This window comes from Microbacterium sp. A93 (assembly GCF_051842835.1).
This window is the reverse complement of sequence record NZ_JBPXMT010000002.1, coordinates 386,874-404,467: the sequence shown is the minus strand read 5'-3', so window position 1 is coordinate 404,467 and position 17,594 is coordinate 386,874. Positions and strand designations below refer to the sequence as shown.

Genomic DNA, 17,594 nt, shown 5'->3' with positions numbered 1-17,594 from the left:
CCCCGTTCCCCCAAAGGAGACCGGCCATGACCGCCCAGAACGTTCAGGACGCCTACATCTACGACGCCGTCCGCACCCCCTTCGGCAAGGTCGGCGGCGCCCTCGCCAAGACCCGCCCGGATGACCTCGCCGCCCTGGTGGTGAAGGAGTCCGTGAACCGGGCACCGGGGCTGGCGAAGGCCGGCGCCGAGAGGATCGACGAGGTCGTCTTCGGCAACGCCAACGGCGCCGGTGAGGAGAACCGCAACGTGGCCCGCATGGCCACCCTGCTGGCCGGGCTGCCGACCTCCATCCCCGGCACCACCGTGAACCGCCTGTGCGGCTCCTCCCTGGACGCCGCGCTCATCGCCTCCCGCCAGATCAACGTCGGCGAGGCCGATGTCATGCTGATCGGCGGCGCCGAGTCCATGTCCCGCGCCCCCTGGGTCCTGCCCAAGACCGAGCGCGCCTTCCCCATGCACAACCTCGAGCTGGCCAACTCCACCCTCGGCTGGCGCCTGATCAACCGCAACATGCCGAAGGAGTGGACCGTCTCCCTGGGCGAGGCCACCGAGCAGCTGCGGGAGAAGTACGGCATCAACCGGGAGCGTATGGACGAGTTCGCCGCGAACTCCCACCAGCTCGCCGCCAAGGCCTGGGACGAGGGCAAGTATGACAACCTGACGGTCCAGGTCCCGGACGTGGACCTGAGCCGGGACGAGACCATCCGCCCGGACTCCACCGCTGAGTCCCTGGGCGGGCTGCGCACCGTGTTCCGCAAGGAGAACGGCATGGTCACCGCCGGCAACTCCTCGCCCATGAACGACGGAGCCTCCGCAGCCTGGCTCGGCTCCGAGAAGGCCTCGGACATCCTGGGCCTGCAGCCGCTGGCCCGCATCGCCGGCCGCGCCACGGCCGCCAACGAACCGCAGTACTTCGGCTATGCCCCGGTCGAGGCCGTCAACCGCGCCATCGAGCGCGCCGGCATCACCTGGGATGACATCTCCGCCGTGGAACTCAACGAGGCCTTCGCCGCCCAGTCGCTGGCCTGCACCGACGCCTGGGGCGTGGACCTGTCCATCGTCAACACCTGGGGCGGGGCCATCTCCATCGGCCACCCGCTCGGCGCCTCCGGCACCCGGGTGCTCGGCACCCTGGCCCGCCGCCTCGAGGAGTCCGGCGACCGCTGGGGTGTGGCCGCGCTCTGCATCGGCGTGGGCCAGGGCATCGCCGTGGTCCTCGAGAACGTCAACGCCCGCGCCTGACCCCCCACTTTCAGTCGACTTGGGGTGGGTCTGGGAGTCCAGCACCCACCCCAAGTCGACTGAAAACCACCCGAACGACCCTTCACACCCCGTACACGAGGAGGAACGATGCTTGAGTTCGTGGACTCGGCCGCCCAGGCCGTCTCCCGGATCACCGACGGCGCCACGGTGCTGATCGGTGGATTCGGCAACGCCGGCCAACCGATGGAACTGATCGACGCCCTGATGGATTCCGGTGCCACCGGCCTGACCGTGGTGAACAACAACGCCGGGCAGGCCGACGCCGGCCTGGCCCTGCTGATCAAGGAACGGCGGGTGGCCAAGATCATCTGCTCGTTCCCGCGCCAGTCCGACTCCTGGCACTTCGACGAGGCCTACCGCGCCGGCGAGCTCGAGCTGGAGCTCGTCCCGCAGGGCAACCTGGCCGAGCGCATGCGCGCGGCCGGGGCCGGCATCGGCGGCTTCTTCAGCCCCACCGGCTACGGCACCGAACTGGCCGAGGGCAAGGAGGTCCGCGAGATCGACGGCAAGCACTACGTGCTCGAATCCCCGATCCGCGGCGACTTCGCCCTGATCAAGGCCTACGCCGCGGACCCCTACGGCAACCTGGTGTTCCGCAAGACCGCCCGCAACTTCGGTCCCGTGATGGCCACCGCCGCCGCGCACACCATCGTGCAGGTGGACGAGGTCCTGGACGAGCCGCTGAACCCGGAGCACGTGGTGACACCGGGCATCTACGTGGACACCGTCGTCGGCATCCCCACAGGCTCCGGGGTCAAGGAGCGCGCCGAGCGCGAGGCCCTGGCCGCCGGGAAGCCCAAGCCCTGCCTGGCCACCAAGACCGCGGCCGAGCTGGCCGCCGAGAAGTGAGGAGCGAACCGATGACACAGAGCAATCAGAGTACTCAGAGCACCCAGAGCTTCCGCAGCAGCGACGCCCCGCTGACCCAGGACGAGCTCGCCCAGGTGATCGCGGCGGACATCGCGCCGGGGTCCTTCGTGAACCTGGGCATCGGCCAGCCGACCACCGTGTCCAACTACCTCTCCCCGGAGAAGAAGGTCACGCTGCACACCGAGAACGGCATGCTCGGCTTCGGCCCGCAGGCCACCGGCGAGCAGATCGACGAGGACCTCATCAACGCGGGCAAGATCCCGGTGACGGAACTTCCGGGATCGAGCTACTTCCACCACGCCGACTCCTTCGCCATGATGCGCGGCGGCCACCTGGACGTCTGCGTGCTGGGGGCCTACCAGGTCTCCGCGAAGGGCGACCTGGCGAACTGGTCCACCGGCAAGCCGGGCGCCATCCCCGCGGTGGGCGGCGCCATGGACCTGGCCATCGGGGCCAAGGACACCTACGTGATGATGGACCTCTTCACCAAGAAGGGCGACGTCAAGCTGCTGGCCGAATGCACCTTCCCGCTGACCGGTGTGGGCTGCGTCTCCCGCATCTACTCGGACAAGGCCGTCCTGCTGCTGGATGACTCCGGCGTGGTCAAGGTCCGCGAGCTGCACGGGATCACCTTCGAGGAGCTGCAGGAGGCCCACGAGGGCGTGACCTTCGAGACGGTCTCCTGACCATCGGTCCTCGGGAACCTTTGAACTTTGAGGGCAGAAGGAACCGGTTCGTTCTGCCCTCAAAGTGAAGACAGCACGACGTCGGCCGCGCACCTGGGGTGCGCGGCCGACGTCGTCCTCGGGAGGCCTTCGAGAGGCCTTCGAGAGGCTCCGGCCACTGATGTTTGCTAAAGTAATCATGTTGAGCGCGTCCAGTCCGGGCGCGGTGCCCTGAGTGGCAGGTCAACAGGTGCCGGCGTAGAGGCCGTGACGCGTTGGAACGGCGTCCGTGTTCAAGTGCTTCCGCCGGTTTTCGACGAGAACTGGAATCGGCCGAGGTGGCCGGAAGGGAAGTCATGTCTAGACAGCGCATCGCCATCATCGGAGCTGGACCCAGCGGCATCGCCGCCTTGCGGGCCTTTGAGTCGGCGCAGCGGGCGGGGGCGAAGATTCCCGAGATCGTCGCCTACGAGAAGCAGGATGACTGGGGCGGCCAGTGGAACTACAACTGGCGCTCGGGCATCGACAAGTACGGGGAGCCCGTCCACTCGTCGATGTACCGCAACCTCTGGTCCAACGGCCCGAAGGAGGCCCTCGAGTTCGCGGAGTACACCTTCGACGAGCACTTCGGCCGGCCGATCTCCTCCTACCCGCCGCGCGAGGCCTTGTGGGACTACATCGACGGACGGGTCCGGAAGTCGAACGTCAAGGAGAAGGTCCAGTTCTCGACGGCGGTCCGCTGGGTCGACTACGACCGGGACCAGGACACGTTCACTGTGACGGTGGAGAACCTGAGGTCCAACAAGACCACCACGTCTGAGTTCGACCGGGTCATCGTGGCGACCGGCCACTTCTCCTACCCGAACGTCCCGGACTTCAAGGGAATCGAGACCTTCCCCGGCACCCTGCACCACGCCCACGACTTCAGAGGTGCCGAGAAGCTCGCCGATAAGCGGGTGCTGCTGATCGGCGCCTCCTACTCCGCCGAGGACATCGGCGTGCAGGCCTTCAAGATGGGGGCCCGTTCGGTGACCATGTCCTACCGCACCGGCCCGATGGGCTACGACTGGCCCGAAGGCATGGAGGAATTGCCGCTCGTCGACCACTTCGAGGGGGAGACGGTGCGCTTCACCAACGGCGAGACCCGCGAGTTCGACGCCGTGATCCTGTGCACCGGGTACCTGCACAAGTACCCCTTCCTGTCCTCGGACCTGGCCCTGCACTCCCGCAACAACATCTACCCCTCCGGCCTGTACCGGGGCGTGGTGTGGCAGAAGAACCCGAAGGTCTACTACCTCGGCGCCCAGGACCAGTGGTTCACGTTCAACATGTTCGACGCTCAGGCCTGGTACGTGCGTGACCTCATCATGGGGCGGGCCGGCCTGCCGTCCGCCGAGCAGCGGGCCGCCCACATGAAGTCCTGGCGCAACCGCTTCCAGGAGCTCGACGGCGATGCCGACGATGTGCGCTTCCAGGCGGATTACATCAGGGATCTCATCGACGCCACCGACTACCCGATGTTCGACCTCGATGAAGTGGTGCGGATCTTCCTGGCCTGGAAGTCGGACAAGCAGAAGAACATCCTGACCTACCGGGACAAGCCCTACCGGTCCGTCCTGACCGGCACCATGGCCGCCGAGCACCACACCACGTGGCTGAATGAGTTGGACGATTCACTGGAGCGCTACCTCTCGACCCCGGAGAAGTCCGTGCTCAATGGAGCCATGGACGGCCCGGAGCCCGTGGCGGAAGCAGCCCCCACTTCCTGAGTCGGCACGCTGAACGGCGGCCCGCCCGGACATCAGGGGCACGCCTATGCCTACGACGACGGCCGGTCGCGTCCCGCGGGAGGCGACCGGCCGTCGTCGTACTCTTCGGTACCCCGCGTCAGTGCTCGTGGGTGGCCAGGTCGTGGTCCTTGGACTCGCGGGTCAGCACGAGCGCGACGATGGACACCACTGCCATCCCGCCCAGGAACACCGCCACCGGGACGATCGAGGTGCCGCCGCCGGGGCCTGCGTAAAGGGTGGCGAGGATGGTCGGGGTGAAGCCGGCGCCGAGCAGGGTGGCGAGCTGGTAGCCCAGGGAGGCTCCGGTGTAGCGGGAGCCGGTGCCGAACTGCTCGGCGATGAAGGCGGCCAACGGGCCGTAGATCATCCCGTGCAGGCCGAGGGCGACGGTGAAGGCCAGCAGCAGCACGAACCAGTTGGTGGAGGTCAGCATCCCGAACAGCGGGAACAGGAAGCCGGCGAACAGTATCAACCCGGCGATCATGACCGGCCGGCGGCCGAAGCGGTCGGAGAGGTGGCCGAACCAGACCACGAAGAAGATGGAGAAGATCGAGGCCAGGGCGAAGGCGTAGAGCACGGAGGAACGCTCCGAGCCGGCCTCGGTGGAGTACTGCACCGCGAAGGTGGCCAGCAGCACCTGCAGGCCGAACCCGGAGGCGCCGGCGAACATGGTCAGCAGCAGGGCCTTCGGGCGGCGCAGCACCTCGATGATCGGCAGCTTCTTCCGGGTGGTCTCGCCAGCGGCCTTCTGGGCCTCCTCCTGGGCGAGTGCGGCTTCGAAGATCGGGGACTCGCTGATCTTGGCGCGGATGACCATGCCGACGATCAGCAGTGCGAAGGACAGCAGGAACGGGACGCGCCAGCCCCAGGCCAGGAATTCCTCCTGCGGCAGGACGGCGGCGAAGGTCCCCAGGATGAACGTGCCCAGGGCGGCGCCGGTCGGTGCGCCCGCGTTGGTGAAGGAGGCGGCGAAGCCGCGCTTGCCGTTCTCGGAGTGCTCCAGGGCCATCAGGGCGGCCCCGCCCCACTCGCCGCCGACGGCGATGCCCTGGCAGACGCGCAGGAAGATGAGGATGACCGCGCCCCAGCTGCCGATGGTGGCGGCGCCCGGGACCAGGCCGATCAGGGTGGAGGCCACGCCCATGATGAGCATCGAGAGCACGAGCATCTTCTTGCGGCCCAGCCGGTCTCCGAAGTGGCCGAAGACCGCACCGCCGAGGGGACGCGCGAGGTAGCCCGCAGCGAAGGTGCCGTAGGAGGCGATCGCCCCGGCCAACGGGTCCAGGCCGGTGAAGAACACGGTGGGGAAGACCAGGGCGGAGGCCGAGGCGTAGAGCAGGAAGTCGTAGAACTCGATGGTCGAGCCGAGATAGCTCGAGAGGATGACCCGGCGGGACTCGCGGCGCCTGACGGCGGGGTCCAGGTGCGCCAGATCCGGGGCGGGGGCCGAAGCTGCGGCCGGAGAGCCGGCCGAGGCGGTGTCAAGGGACATGGTGTCCTCCAGTCAGGGACGGGGAAGGTCGCTTCCGGTGGGCCACGCGGCTGTGACCTGAAGCACGCTACGTATATGTAACGCTTTTTGTTTGAGAAAGTCAATCATTGAGCACTTCACGGCTTTCAGTCCAGAAAGTGAAGGAGGCACAGCGCGACGACGGCCGCGCACCTGGGGTGCGCGGCCGCCGTCGGGAAGATGGTTGGGAAGGAGGTGGTGAAGGTGGTGAAGGTGGTGGCGGGGGCCGCGGGGGCCGCGGGGACCGCGGGGGTGTCAGAACGCGATCTTGAGCAGGAGTGAGCGCAGCTGCTTGCGCTCCTTGGGGGAGAGGGTGGAGAGGGTGTGGTCCTCGGAGTCCTCGAGGATCTGCAGGGCCTGTACGTGGAGCTGCTGGCCGGCCTCGGTGGCCACGATGATCTTGGAGCGGCGGTCCCGTGGGTCGGTCTCGCGGCGGACGGCGCCGCGCTTCTCGAGGTGGTCCACGAGGGCGACGATCTGGCTCGGGTCCAGGGAGAGGAACTCGCCCAGCTCGCGCTGGGAGGGGTTCAGTCCGCTGGCGGCCAGGGAGAGGACCGAGAACTGGCGGACCTTCAGGTCGAGGCCTTCCAGTTGGCTGTTGGCGTGGCTGATGCCGCGCCCTCGCGCCCTGGCGGTGAGGAAGTGGATCTGGCGAGCCAGATCGGATTCGAGGAAACGTCCGGCGCCCTCGGTGGGGCTGTCAGCGGCGGCGGCCGACTCGGAGTGGTCCTGCTCGGGAGTGGCCTGCTCAGTGGGGGAGGACATGCGTTTCTCGCAACCGTTCGTCACTTAGTTGATTTGTTCAAGTGTAGCCGTCCGGGTTGATTCCGCGGATCGACGTTCTCGGGAGAATCTACATCATTGACTTTATCAACAGTATGGGTTGTCATGGTCTATAGGAGCACCGGCAGGTGCTGTGCCCGTCAGAATCGTCCCCGCTCTGCTCCGCAGGACCAGAGCCACCGCTACGCAAGGAGTTCCCATGTCCCTCAAGGGAAAAATCGCCATCGTCACCGGTTCCGGAGCAGGCCTCGGCCTCGCCTATGCGCAGGAGCTGGCCCGCCAGGGCGCGTCCGTCGTCATCAACGACGTGAGCCAGGAGGCCGCGGATTCGGCCGTGGCGTCCATCACTGAGGCCGGTGGCCAGGCCACTGCCGTGGTGGCCCCGGTCGGCTCCTCCGAGACCGCTGACCTGCTGGTCAAGACCGCGGTCGACGCCTTCGGTGGCCTGGACATCCTCGTCACCAACGCCGGCATCCTGCGGGACAAGTCCCTGCTGAAGATGACGGACGAGGACTTCGACCTGGTCATCAACGTGCACCTCAAGGGCACCTTCACCTGCGTCCGCTCCGCCTTCGCCTACTTCAAGGAGAACGGCGTGGCCGGCCGCATCGTCACCATCGGCTCCCCGACCGGTCAGCGCGGCAACTTCGGCCAGACCAACTACGCCGCCGCCAAGGCCGGGATCGTGGGCATGGTCCGCACCTGGGCGATGGAGATGAAGAAGGCCGGCGTCTCCGTCAACGCCGTCATCCCGGTGGCCGCCACCGCCATGACCAAGACCATCCCGTTCTTCCAGGCCGCCGTGGAGGCCGATGAGCGCGGCGAGGCCATGCCGGAGTTCTTCCGCAAGGACCTCGGCTTCGGGCCTGCCCAGGATGTGGCCGGCCTGATCGCGTTCCTGTCCTCGGAGGAGGCCGCCGGTGTCACCGGCCAGGCCATCGGCGTGGGCGGGGACCGCCTGCAGGTCTGGTCCCACCCGGAGGCCGTGGTCACCGAGTTCCATGACGGCGGCTGGGACTACGCGACCATGCTCGCCGAGGGCAAGGCCCTGCTCGAGGCCAACCTGCAGACCGTGGGCGAGAAGATGCCCGAGCTGCCGGCCGAGCTGCAGCCCGAGAACGCCAAGTGAGCGCGGGCATGAACGCGGCCGGCGAGAACGGCGGCGCCGTGCGCTACACCTGCGCCGTGGACGTTGAGGCCATCACCGCGCTGGACATGCACGTGCACCTGGAGGTGGATGGCCACGGCCACGTGGCCATGCCGGATGACATCATGGAGGCCTCCTCGAAGTACTTCAAGTCCGAGGAGCGGACCCCGTCGATCGACCGGATCGCCGAGATCTACCGGGGCCAGCAGATGGCCGCGGTGGTCTTCACCGTGGACGCCAGCACCCAGATGGGGCGTGCACCCAACTCGATCGACGACCTCGTGGCCGGCTGCGCCCGGAACAACGATGTGTTGATCCCCTTCGGCTCCGTGGATCCCCGCAAGGGCCAGGCGGCACTGGTGGAGGCCCGTCGACAGGTGGACGAGCTGGGCGTGCGCGGCTTCAAGTTCCATCCCTCGGTCCAGGGCTTCGACCCCTCGGACGAACAGTTCCGCCCCCTGTGGGACGAGCTGGAGCGGATCGGGCTGCCGTGCATCTTCCACACCGGCCAGAACGGGATGGGCGCCGGGATGCCCGGCGGCCGTGGCATCAAGTTGAAGTACTCCAACCCGCTGCTGCTGGACGAGGTCGCCGCGGACCACCCGAACCTGCCGATCATCATGGCCCACCCCTCGGTGCCGTGGCAGGACGAGGCCAACTCGATCGCCACCCACAAGGCGAACGTGTACATCGACCTCTCCGGCTGGTCCCCGAAGTACTTCCCGGAGTCCCTGGTCCGCCAGTCCAACAACGTGCTGGCCCGCAAGGTCCTCTTCGGCACGGACTTCCCGCTGATCACGGCGGAGAAGTGGATGAAGGCCTTCGCCGAGCTGCCGCTCAAGGATGAGGTGCGCCCCGGCATCCTCAAGGACAACGCGGTGCGGCTGCTCGGACTGGACAGGGTATGAGCGCGGATCACCCGGCCGTGACCGGGGCGGTGATCCCCTCCGACCTCTTCGGTTTCGCGGAGCGGCTGACCGACGCCGAACGCCGGGTGATCCGGGATCTGCGGGAGGACCTGCAGCAGTCGGTCTACCCCCAACTGAACGAGGCGTGGGACCGGGCCGAACTGCCGGACCAGCTGCTGCAGGCAGTCCGCAGGCTCGAGCTGATGGACCCGCCGGCGCTGCGTGCGGCGGGGGAGCCGGTGCGGGACCTGCTCACCGGCTTCCGCAACTTCGAGCTGGCCCGTTGTGACATCAACGTCGGCACGCTCTACAACGCCCAGGCCGGGTTGTTCCGCACGGTCTGCACCCTCGGCGGCTCCCCGGAGCAGGCGCGGGAGCTGGACGCGAGGATCCAGTCCTACGAGCTGACCGGCGTGTTCGCGCTGACCGAGCCGGACCACGGCTCGGATGTGGCCGGCGGGCTGGCCACCTCGGCCACCCGGGACGAGGCCACCGGGCAGTGGACCATCAACGGTGCCAAGCGCTGGATCGGTGGGGCCTCCGTCTCGGATGTGATGGCCACCTTCGCGCGGGACACCGCTGATGGCCAGGTCAAGTGCTTCCTGGTGCCGCGCGAGGCGGCAGGGGTGTCCATGACGATCATCCCGAACAAGGCCTCGTTGCGGATCATGCAGAACGCGCACCTCGAGTACCGGGACGTCCGGGTACCCGAGGAGGCGCGCCTGCAGGGCATCAACTCGTTCAAGGACGTGGCCCGCTGCCTGCGCACCATGCGCTCCGATGTGTCCTGGATGGCCGCGGGGGCCCAGGCCGGCGCCTACGAGGCCGCGCTGCGGTATGTCAGGCAGCGGGAACAGTTCGGTCGCCCCCTGGCCGGGTTCCAACTGATCCAGGAGAAGCTCGCCCGCATGCTCGGCAACCTCACCGCCTCCCTCGGGATGGTGGTACAGCTGACCGAGCAGCAGGCGGCCGGGGTGTTCAAGGACGAGAACTCGGCCCTGGCCAAGATGCAGACCTCATTGATGCTGCGGGAGACCGTGGCGCTGGCCCGGGAGGTCTGCGGGGGCAACGGCATCACCCTGGACACAGATGTGGCCCGGTTCCATGCCGACGCTGAGGCGATCTACTCCTATGAGGGCACCCACGAGATCAATGCGCTGATCGTGGGCCGGGCCGTCACCGGGGTCGGTGCCTTCGTCTGAGCACCGTCCGCACCGCGCAGGTCAGGACCACCAGGGTCACGACTTGATCACCACAGGGCCATGTCCATTGCACTTTCAAACTATTGTGATGTAGAACATACTAAGAGGAGAACACCATGACTGAAACCACCGCCAAGACCGTTGTCGCCTTCGAGGACGTCAAGGATCTCGCCGGCACCGATCTGGGTCACTCGGAATGGCGCGAGATCACCCAGGAGCAGATCAACACCTTCGCCGATGCCACGGATGACCAGCAGTGGATCCACGTGGACCCCGAGCGCGCCAAGGACGGCCCCTTCGGCACCCCGATCGCCCACGGCTTCCTGACCCTGGCCCTGCTCATCCCGATGTGGTCCGAGCTGTTCGACGTGACCGGTGTGTCGACGAAGGTCAACTACGGTCTGGACAAGGTCCGTTTCACCTCGCCCGTGAAGGTGGGCGCCCGGATCCGCATGAACGTGGTCGTCCGGGAGGTCTCCGAGGTCAAGGGCAACGGTCTGCACCTGGTCACCGACGCCACCATCGAGATCGAGGGCTCGGAGCGCCCGGCCGTGGTGGCCACGTTCCTCTCCCGCTTCTATGCCTGAGGCATCCGCTCTCAGGTTCCCCCCGATGCCCGGCACCCCCGCCGGGTGCGACCCTCAGGAGTAGAAATGAAGAAGAAGCTCACATCCCTCATGGGTGTCGTTGCCGTGGCGGGCCTGGCCCTCACCGGCTGCGGCTCCGGATCGCCTACGGACAACGCCGAAAGCACCGCGCCGGCCGGCGCCTCGGAGTCCGCCGGTGCCTCCGGTGAGCTCACCGAGGTGACGGTCGGCGTCCTGCCGATCGCCCCGTCCGTGGGCGTCTACTACGGCATCGAGAACGGCATCTTCGAGGAGCACGGCCTGGACGTGGAGCTGTCCACCTCGAACGCGGGGGCCGCCATGCTCCCGGCGGTGGCCAATGAGCAGATCACCTTCGGCGTCGGCAACCCGCAGTCCGTGATGAACGCCAACGACCGCGGCCTGGAGATGCAGATCGTGGCCGGGTACTCGAACTCGCTGGCCGAGGGCGATGACATCGCCGGAGTGGTGACCACCAAGGCCGCCGGGATCGACGGCTTCGGGGACCTGGGCGGCATGACCGTCTCGGTGAACGCGCTCCAGACCCAGGGCGACCTGACCATCATGGAGTCCGTGGAGAAGGCGGGTGGTGATCCTTCGGCGGTCAATTTCTCCGAGATGCCGTTCCAGGACATGCCGGCCCAGCTGGAGCGCGGGAACACGGACGCGATCTGGGTCCCGGAGCCGTTCCTGAGCAACGCGCTGGCCGATGAGAAGAACGAGCTCGTCGGCTACTCCTTCCAGGAGGCCGTGCCCGGCATGCCGACCATGGTGACCTTCTCCTCGGCGTCGTTCACCAAGGAGAACCCCGAGGTCACCCAGCAGTTCGTGGACGCCATGACCGAGTCGCTGGCGGCTGCCACCGAGGATGAGGAGGGCGTCCGCGCCGCGCTCGTCGACTTCATCAGCCTGCCGGAGGAGGTGGCCCAGAGCCTCAAGATGGAGGAGCTGTCCGGGGAGATCCGCAAGCAGCAGATCGAGGAGTCCGGCCAGCTCATGGTGAAGTTCGGCTTCATCGACAACGAGCCGGACGTCGAGCGGCTCTACTGGGAGGGCGGCGAGTAGCCCGCCCGGCACCCGGCACCCGGCGCCTTCTCGCTCAGGAGGTTTCGGGTGCCTCGGCGGGGCCGTAGGCCAGGACCCGTTCCAGCAGTCCCATGAGCTGGTCCGCCTCAGCCTCGGACAGCGGGGCGAAGAGGCGGCGGTTCACGTCCAGGGCACGTCCGTGCAGGGCCGTGAGCAGCTCCTGGCCGGATTCCGTCAGGGTGGCCACCCGGCGGCGGCCGTCCCGGGCGTCCCGGTGCACCGCGACGAGTCCACGCGAGGCCATGCGGCCCACGAGTTCGGTCAGGGAGGCCTTGTCCACCGCGAGCTCGGAGGCGATCTCCGTCTGGCTCAACCCGGACTCGGAGCGGGCCAGGCACAGCAGCAGGCCGAACTGGATGCTCGTGTGCTCCGCGGAGACGTGCTCGCTCCACAGGTGGCCGTGGCGGCTGAGGAGCCGGCGGACGGCGAGGCTGCGGAACACCCGGGGTGGAGCCCATCCATCGTAGTGGGGGGAACCGTTCTCGCTCACCGTCGAGCCTCCTGACGTGCCGACTCACGGCTGGAAAACAATATTATTGACATACTCATGGAAAACGCTGGTCCGGCGGTTAGCCGCTGATAAGCTGTGATTCACCTTACAGGCCCAGCCACCCCCGGCTGGACGCCTCTCGCACTTCATGTCCAGGAGCACCATCATGATGAGGAATCTTCGCGTTGCCGCCGTGGGGGCAGCCGCACTGCTGGCCCTGACCGCTTGCGGTTCAGGCTCACCGACCGGGGAGGGCGCCACTGACGCACCCGCCGCCGGATCCGAATCCGCCGCGGCCGGCGGCGAACTGACCCCGATCGAGGTCGGGGTCATCCCGATCGTCGACGTCGCCCCGATCTACCTCGGTGTGGAGCAGGGTATCTTCGAGGACCACGGCCTGGACGTGACCTTGACCCTCGCCCAGGGCGGTGCCGCCATCGTGCCGGCCGTCCAGTCCGGTCAGATGGAGTTCGGCTTCTCCAACGTCACCTCCCTGATCATCGGGCGCGACGCCGGCCTGCCGCTGAAGATCGTGGCCACCGGACCGCAGACCACGGGTGAGGCCGAGGACGACTTCGCCCACGTGATGGTCTCGGAGGACTCCGACGTCACGTCGTTGGCCGATCTCGAGGGCAAGCGGATCGCCGTCAACACCTTGAACAACATCAACGACTCCGTGATCTCCGAGGGCATGAAGCAGGAGGGCGGCGATCCTGAGTCCATCGAGTACGTGGAGATGGCCTTCCCGGACATGGTGGCCCAGCTGGAGGCCGGCAACGTGGACGCCATCGGCGCCGTGGAGCCGTTCGTGACGCTCTCCGAGGCGGGCGGGGCGAAGCGCGTGTACGCCCAGTACGCCGAGCCGGTGCCGGACCTGTCCATCGCCGCCTACTTCACCACGGATCAGATGATCGAGCAGGATCCGGAGCTCGTGGAGGCGTTCACCGCCGCCATGAAGGAGTCCCAGCAGTACGCCACGGACCACCCGGAGGAAGCCAAGGCCGTGCTGCCGGAATACACCTCCCTGGAGGCGGACGTGATCGAGGAGCTGACCATGCCGCGCTTCCCGCAGGACCATGACGTCGCCTCCCTGGAGCGGATCGCCGAGCTCTCCCTCGAGACCGGGCTGATCGATGAGATCCCGCTGACCGAGGACCTGATCGTCCAGTAGCAACGCATCGCACCCGGCGAGCAGCCCAGCGTGGCCAGGTTCCTCCAGGGGAGTCTGGCCACGCTGTGCTGTTCGCCCCCCATCATCCGTACCCCCTTCTTGAGAGAGCTCCCACCATGCCCAGAACACTGCGCACCCTCGCCGTCACCGCGGCCGCCCTGTTTGCCCTGACCGCCTGCGGGTCGGGATCCACCTCCGGGGGTGGAGGGTCCTCGGCTGAGGCCGCTGACGCCACCACCTCGGGTGAGCTCACGCCCATCGAGGTGGGGGTCATCCCCATCGTGGACGTGGCCTCCATCTACCTCGGCGTCCAGGAGGGCATCTTCGAGGACCACGGCCTGGACGTCACGCTCACCCTGGCCCAGGGTGGGGCCGCGATCGTGCCGGCCGTCCAGTCCGGCCAGATGGACTTCGGCTTCTCCAACGTCGCCTCCATCATCATCGGCCGTGATGCCGGGCTGCCCCTGAAGATCGTGGCCACCGGCCCACAGTCCACCGGTGACGGTCAGGACGACGCGGCCGCCGTCATGGTCCCGGGGGATTCCGAGATCCAGTCCATGGCGGATCTCGAGGGCCGGCGGGTGGCCGTGAACACGCTCAACAACATCAACCACGCCACGGCGTACGAGGGGGTGAAGCAGGCCGGCGGCACCGTGGAGGGCGTCGACTTCGTGGAGGTCGGATTCCCGGACATGGTCGGCCAGCTTCAAGCCGGCAACGTGGACGCCATCACCGCCGTGGAGCCCTTCGTGACGATGGCGGAACAGGGCGGGGCGCGGAACATCTATGGCTTCTTCGCCGAGCCCGTCCAGGACCTCTCGGTCTCCGGCTACTTCACCACGGATCAGCTGATCGAGCAGGACCCGGAGCTCGTGGAGGCCTTCACCGCCGCCATGAAGGAGTCCCAGCAGTACGCCACGGACCACCCCGAGGACGCGAAGGCCATCCTGTCCAGCTACACCTCCATCGACGCGGAGACCGTGGATGAGCTGACCATGCCGGCCTTTCCGCAGCTGCACAACGTCGCCTCCCTCGAGCGGATGGCCGAGATCCTGAGGGAGATGGACCTGATCGAGGAGATCCCGGCCACCAGCGACCTGCTGGTGGACGGCGCCGGCCAGTAGTCCTTTCCGTCCCGATCCATGCATGCCTTCGGCAATCATTGAATTAGTCAACGGAATGGCCCACAATGGAGTCAGGTGTGGTCCGCCACACAACCACACAGCCACACAGCCGCACAGCCACGCAGTCGAACTGCATCAGCCGCCACGAGGAGTAGGAACGCATGATCAACCGTGGAATCGGAGACTGGATCCATCGCCGCCGCATCAAGTCCGCCGGGAACGTCGCCGTCATCAGCGCCGCCGGTGAGCTGACGTACGACGACTGGGCCGTCCGCATCGATCGGCTGGCAGACGCCCTGGCGCAGCGCGGGGTGCAGCAGGGCGACCGGGTGGCCTACCTGGGGGAGAACTACCCCTCGTTCCTCGAGACACTCTTCGCCGTCGGCTCCCTCGGGGCCGTCTTCGTGCCCCTCAACACCCGCCTGGCACCGCCGGAGATCACCTTCGCCCTGACGGACTCTGGGTCCACCGTGTTGATTGCCTCGGCCACCATGGAACCGCTGGCTCTCTCGGGAAGTCGCGGGACCGACGTCGGGCTCCTCGCCCTGGTCCAGGACGGCACACCCGTGCCGGCCGAGCGGCAGGAGGGCGATCTCGAGTCGGTCGACTACGAGCAGTTGCTGGCTAGCGGAGAGCTCGTGCACCCGGACACCGCGGTCAGCCTCGATGATCTGGCGATCATCCTCTACACCTCCGGCACCACGGGCAAGCCCAAGGGGGCCATGCTCACCCACGGCAACCTGACGTGGAACGCCTTCAACGTCATCACGGACATGGACATCATGTCCGACGGGGTGTCCCTGATGATCGCGCCGATGTTCCACGTGGCCTCCCTGGGCATGGGCGCGCTGCCGACCCTGCTCAAGGGCGGCACCCTGGTCCTGGAGCCGCGCTTCGAGCCCGGCCGTGTGCTGGAACTGGTGGAGAAGCACCGGGCCACCTTCCTCTCCGGCGTGCCGACCACGTTCCAGCTGCTGGCCGAACACCCGGACTGGGAGTCGGCGGACATCTCCTCGCTGCGCCAGCTCACCTGCGGCGGCTCCGCCGTGCCATTGCGCGTGCTGGAGGCCTATGAGAAGAAGGGCCTGTCCTTCACCAACGGCTACGGCATGACCGAGACGTCCCCGGGCGCCACCACCCTGCCGGCACGCTACTCCCGGTCCAAGCAGGGCTCCTCCGGGCTGCAGCAGTTCCACACCTTCGTGCGGATCGTGGACCCACTCGGCGTGGTCTGCGCCCCCGGGGACGTCGGGGAGATCCAGGTCCAGGGCCCCAACGTCATCAAGGCCTACTGGAACCGTGAGGACGCCACCCGGGACTCCTTCGTGGAGGCCGAGGACGGCACCTGGCTGAAGACCGGTGACATGGGCTACCGGGACGAGGAGGGCTTCGTGTTCATCTCCGACCGCCTCAAGGACATGATCATCTCGGGCGGCGAGAACGTCTACCCCGCCCAGGTGGAGCAGGAGATCTCCCAGCTCGATGCGGTGGCGGCAGTGGCCGTGATCGGCGTGCCGAGCGAGAAGTGGGGCGAGGTGCCCAAGGCCGTGATCGTGGTCCGCGAAGGGCACGAGCTGACCGAGACGGAGGTCCTGGAACACCTCCAGGGCAAGCTGGCGCGCTACAAGATCCCCAAGTCCGTGGTGTTCACCGAGGAGATGCCGCGCACGGCCTCCGGCAAGATCCGCAAGCCGGACCTGCGTAAGCAGTTCGGCTGACCGGAGGAAAGACCACCACAGCACGACGGCGGCCGCGCACCCGGGGTGCGCGGCCGTCGTCGTTCATCTCGGTGTCAGTCCAGGATCATCTGATCCAGGTCCGGCTCCGAGTCCAGGAATCCGAACTTGTGGGCGGTGGCGCTGAGTTCCTCCAGCACGGCCCGGTCCAGGTCCGCGGAGAGGTACTCGAGGTTCAGGGCATCCACCACCTCGGCGTCCATGCCGGTGTAGTCCACAATCGCGGCGCGGAAGGCGTCCTCGTCAGCCATGGCCAGGTCGGTGGACTCGGCGATGGCGTCGCGGAAGGCCTCCACCACCTCCGGGTTCGCCTCGGCGTAGTCGCCGTTCGTGAAGGTCACCATGGAGTACAGGTTGTCGATGGCCCGCAGTGAGTCGCCGATGAACCGGATATCGTCCTGGGACCGGGCCTGGTTGAGGAACGGCTCGGGGAACCACGCGGCGTCGATGTTCCCCTGTTCCAGTTGGGCCAGCTGGTCCGGGAACCCGATCTCGGTGAACTCCACCGCCTGCGGATCGCCGCCATCGGCCTCCACGGATTGCATGATCGTCAGGTGGCCCTGGGTGTTGAGGGTGTTGACGGCCACACGCTGGCCCTCCAGGTCCTTCCAGGAGGAGATGCCGGAATCCTTCAGCGTGACCACGCCGCTGGGAGCCTGGTCCTCGGGGTCGTCCACGTTCTCGTAGCTCGTCGAATAGCCTGCCAGGATCCTGATGTCCAGGCCCTGACTGTTGGCCAACAGGATGGACTGCGGGTTGCCGACGGCGAACTCGATGTTGCCGCTGGAGACCGCCGGCAGCAGGGCGGCGCCGCCCTGGCCCTGCTGGATGGTCACCTCGAGGCCGTGCTTCTCGAAGATCCCCTCCTCGATGCCCAGTGGGACGGCGGAGGAGGTGGCAATGGGCAGCAGGCCCACGGAGACGGGCGTGAGTTCTCCCGAGGCGGCGGCCGGCTCGGCCTCGGGGGCGGAGGACTCCGATCCACTCGGGCTTCCGGCCGAACAGCCGGTCAGGAACAGGCTGACGGCGGCGACGGCGGACAGGGTGGTGAGGGTGGCGCGGGTGGCGCGGGTGGACGGGCGGGGCCGGGTCATGGCGGACTCCTGGACGGTGGATGGGCGGGGATGACAGGCCACGACCACCGTGGATGGTGTGACCTGAACCACGGTGACATGCCCGGGCGCACCTCCGGCCGGTCATCCCTTTCAAAGGGACCCGGGTCGGCACCGTCCCGGCATCGTG

16 protein-coding genes are annotated in these 17,594 nt (G+C 67.5%); 12 read left to right on the top strand and 4 right to left on the bottom strand.

Annotated features, from left to right (window positions below; all coding sequences use genetic code 11):
* Window positions 1-26: 26 nt before the first annotated feature.
* From ACSU1G_RS06125 to ACSU1G_RS06110, 4 genes are all read left to right on the top strand, one after another.
* Window positions 27-1,244, top strand: coding sequence for a thiolase family protein (locus ACSU1G_RS06125; protein WP_439279035.1), 1,218 nt, complete (start codon window positions 27-29; stop codon window positions 1,242-1,244).
* A gap of 108 nt (window positions 1,245-1,352) precedes the next feature.
* Window positions 1,353-2,114, top strand: coding sequence for a 3-oxoacid CoA-transferase subunit A (locus tag ACSU1G_RS06120; protein ID WP_439279034.1), 762 nt, complete (start codon window positions 1,353-1,355; stop codon window positions 2,112-2,114).
* Between the two features lie 11 nt (window positions 2,115-2,125).
* On the top strand, window positions 2,126-2,821 hold the full coding sequence (locus ACSU1G_RS06115) for a 3-oxoacid CoA-transferase subunit B (RefSeq protein ID WP_439279033.1): 696 nt from the start codon (window positions 2,126-2,128) through the stop codon (window positions 2,819-2,821).
* A 335-nt stretch (window positions 2,822-3,156) separates the two neighbouring features.
* Window positions 3,157-4,569, top strand: coding sequence for a flavin-containing monooxygenase (locus ACSU1G_RS06110; RefSeq protein ID WP_439279032.1), 1,413 nt, complete (start codon window positions 3,157-3,159; stop codon window positions 4,567-4,569).
* A gap of 118 nt (window positions 4,570-4,687) precedes the next feature.
* Here ACSU1G_RS06110 and ACSU1G_RS06105 read toward each other — a convergent pair whose 3' ends face one another.
* Together ACSU1G_RS06105 and ACSU1G_RS06100 are read right to left on the bottom strand one after the other, a co-directional pair.
* Window positions 4,688-6,082 carry an MFS transporter gene (locus ACSU1G_RS06105; protein ID WP_439279031.1) on the bottom strand — a complete coding sequence of 465 codons (1,395 nt, stop codon included), beginning with the start codon at window positions 6,080-6,082 and terminating at the stop codon, window positions 4,688-4,690.
* A gap of 273 nt (window positions 6,083-6,355) precedes the next feature.
* Window positions 6,356-6,865, bottom strand: coding sequence for a MarR family winged helix-turn-helix transcriptional regulator (locus tag ACSU1G_RS06100; protein WP_439279030.1), 510 nt, complete (start codon window positions 6,863-6,865; stop codon window positions 6,356-6,358).
* A gap of 217 nt (window positions 6,866-7,082) precedes the next feature.
* Here ACSU1G_RS06100 and ACSU1G_RS06095 point away from each other — a divergent pair, with 217 nt between their 5' ends.
* The 5 genes from ACSU1G_RS06095 (at window position 7,083) to ACSU1G_RS06075 (ending at window position 11,810) form a co-directional block, all read left to right on the top strand.
* On the top strand, window positions 7,083-8,012 hold the full coding sequence (locus ACSU1G_RS06095; protein ID WP_439279029.1) for an SDR family NAD(P)-dependent oxidoreductase: 930 nt from the start codon (window positions 7,083-7,085) through the stop codon (window positions 8,010-8,012).
* An 86-nt stretch (window positions 8,013-8,098) separates the two neighbouring features.
* A complete protein-coding gene (locus ACSU1G_RS06090; protein ID WP_439279404.1) occupies window positions 8,099-8,938 on the top strand; it encodes an amidohydrolase family protein in 840 nt (279 codons plus the stop codon).
* Window positions 8,935-10,140, top strand: coding sequence for an acyl-CoA dehydrogenase family protein (locus ACSU1G_RS06085; RefSeq protein WP_439279028.1), 1,206 nt, complete (start codon window positions 8,935-8,937; stop codon window positions 10,138-10,140). The genes ACSU1G_RS06090 and ACSU1G_RS06085 overlap by 4 nt, the downstream gene beginning before the upstream one ends.
* A 116-nt stretch (window positions 10,141-10,256) precedes the next feature.
* The gene (locus tag ACSU1G_RS06080) at window positions 10,257-10,727 is read left to right on the top strand and encodes a MaoC family dehydratase (protein ID WP_439279027.1); all 471 of its coding nucleotides are present in this window, start codon (window positions 10,257-10,259) and stop codon (window positions 10,725-10,727) included.
* 66 nt (window positions 10,728-10,793) lie between these two features.
* A complete protein-coding gene (locus ACSU1G_RS06075; protein ID WP_439279026.1) occupies window positions 10,794-11,810 on the top strand; it encodes an ABC transporter substrate-binding protein in 1,017 nt (338 codons plus the stop codon).
* A gap of 34 nt (window positions 11,811-11,844) precedes the next feature.
* On the opposite strand, the gene ACSU1G_RS06070 is transcribed toward ACSU1G_RS06075, so the two are convergent.
* Complete coding sequence (locus ACSU1G_RS06070) at window positions 11,845-12,321, bottom strand: MarR family winged helix-turn-helix transcriptional regulator (RefSeq protein ID WP_439279025.1); 477 nt, start codon at window positions 12,319-12,321, stop codon at window positions 11,845-11,847.
* A 166-nt stretch (window positions 12,322-12,487) separates the two neighbouring features.
* On the opposite strand from ACSU1G_RS06070, the gene ACSU1G_RS06065 reads away from it, so the two are divergent.
* The 3 genes from ACSU1G_RS06065 (at window position 12,488) to ACSU1G_RS06055 (ending at window position 16,334) form a co-directional block, all read left to right on the top strand.
* Window positions 12,488-13,492: an ABC transporter substrate-binding protein gene (locus ACSU1G_RS06065; RefSeq protein WP_439279024.1), complete on the top strand. Its 1,005-nt coding sequence runs from the start codon at window positions 12,488-12,490 to the stop codon at window positions 13,490-13,492.
* Window positions 13,493-13,608: 116 nt separating this feature from the next.
* Window positions 13,609-14,616 (top strand): ABC transporter substrate-binding protein, encoded by a 1,008-nt coding sequence (locus ACSU1G_RS06060; protein WP_439279023.1) that lies wholly within the window; start codon window positions 13,609-13,611, stop codon window positions 14,614-14,616.
* 161 nt (window positions 14,617-14,777) lie between these two features.
* Window positions 14,778-16,334, top strand: coding sequence for an acyl-CoA synthetase (locus tag ACSU1G_RS06055; protein ID WP_439279022.1), 1,557 nt, complete (start codon window positions 14,778-14,780; stop codon window positions 16,332-16,334).
* A 74-nt stretch (window positions 16,335-16,408) separates the two neighbouring features.
* Here the strand turns inward: ACSU1G_RS06055 and ACSU1G_RS06050 are convergent, their stop codons facing one another.
* Window positions 16,409-17,446 (bottom strand): ABC transporter substrate-binding protein, encoded by a 1,038-nt coding sequence (locus ACSU1G_RS06050; protein ID WP_439279021.1) that lies wholly within the window; start codon window positions 17,444-17,446, stop codon window positions 16,409-16,411.
* Between the last annotated feature and the right edge of the window lie 148 nt (window positions 17,447-17,594).

Coding starts and splice junctions, on each gene's coding strand:
- ACSU1G_RS06125 (WP_439279035.1), top strand. CDS start 27: ATGACCGCCCAGAACGTTCAGGACGCCTACATCTACGACGCCGTCCGC.
- ACSU1G_RS06120 (WP_439279034.1), top strand. CDS start 1,353: ATGCTTGAGTTCGTGGACTCGGCCGCCCAGGCCGTCTCCCGGATCACC.
- ACSU1G_RS06115 (WP_439279033.1), top strand. CDS start 2,126: ATGACACAGAGCAATCAGAGTACTCAGAGCACCCAGAGCTTCCGCAGC.
- ACSU1G_RS06110 (WP_439279032.1), top strand. CDS start 3,157: ATGTCTAGACAGCGCATCGCCATCATCGGAGCTGGACCCAGCGGCATC.
- ACSU1G_RS06105 (WP_439279031.1), bottom strand. CDS start 6,082: ATGTCCCTTGACACCGCCTCGGCCGGCTCTCCGGCCGCAGCTTCGGCC.
- ACSU1G_RS06100 (WP_439279030.1), bottom strand. CDS start 6,865: ATGTCCTCCCCCACTGAGCAGGCCACTCCCGAGCAGGACCACTCCGAG.
- ACSU1G_RS06095 (WP_439279029.1), top strand. CDS start 7,083: ATGTCCCTCAAGGGAAAAATCGCCATCGTCACCGGTTCCGGAGCAGGC.
- ACSU1G_RS06090 (WP_439279404.1), top strand. CDS start 8,099: ATGCACGTGCACCTGGAGGTGGATGGCCACGGCCACGTGGCCATGCCG.
- ACSU1G_RS06085 (WP_439279028.1), top strand. CDS start 8,935: ATGAGCGCGGATCACCCGGCCGTGACCGGGGCGGTGATCCCCTCCGAC.
- ACSU1G_RS06080 (WP_439279027.1), top strand. CDS start 10,257: ATGACTGAAACCACCGCCAAGACCGTTGTCGCCTTCGAGGACGTCAAG.
- ACSU1G_RS06075 (WP_439279026.1), top strand. CDS start 10,794: ATGAAGAAGAAGCTCACATCCCTCATGGGTGTCGTTGCCGTGGCGGGC.
- ACSU1G_RS06065 (WP_439279024.1), top strand. CDS start 12,488: ATGATGAGGAATCTTCGCGTTGCCGCCGTGGGGGCAGCCGCACTGCTG.
- ACSU1G_RS06060 (WP_439279023.1), top strand. CDS start 13,609: ATGCCCAGAACACTGCGCACCCTCGCCGTCACCGCGGCCGCCCTGTTT.
- ACSU1G_RS06055 (WP_439279022.1), top strand. CDS start 14,778: ATGATCAACCGTGGAATCGGAGACTGGATCCATCGCCGCCGCATCAAG.
- ACSU1G_RS06050 (WP_439279021.1), bottom strand. CDS start 17,446: ATGACCCGGCCCCGCCCGTCCACCCGCGCCACCCGCGCCACCCTCACC.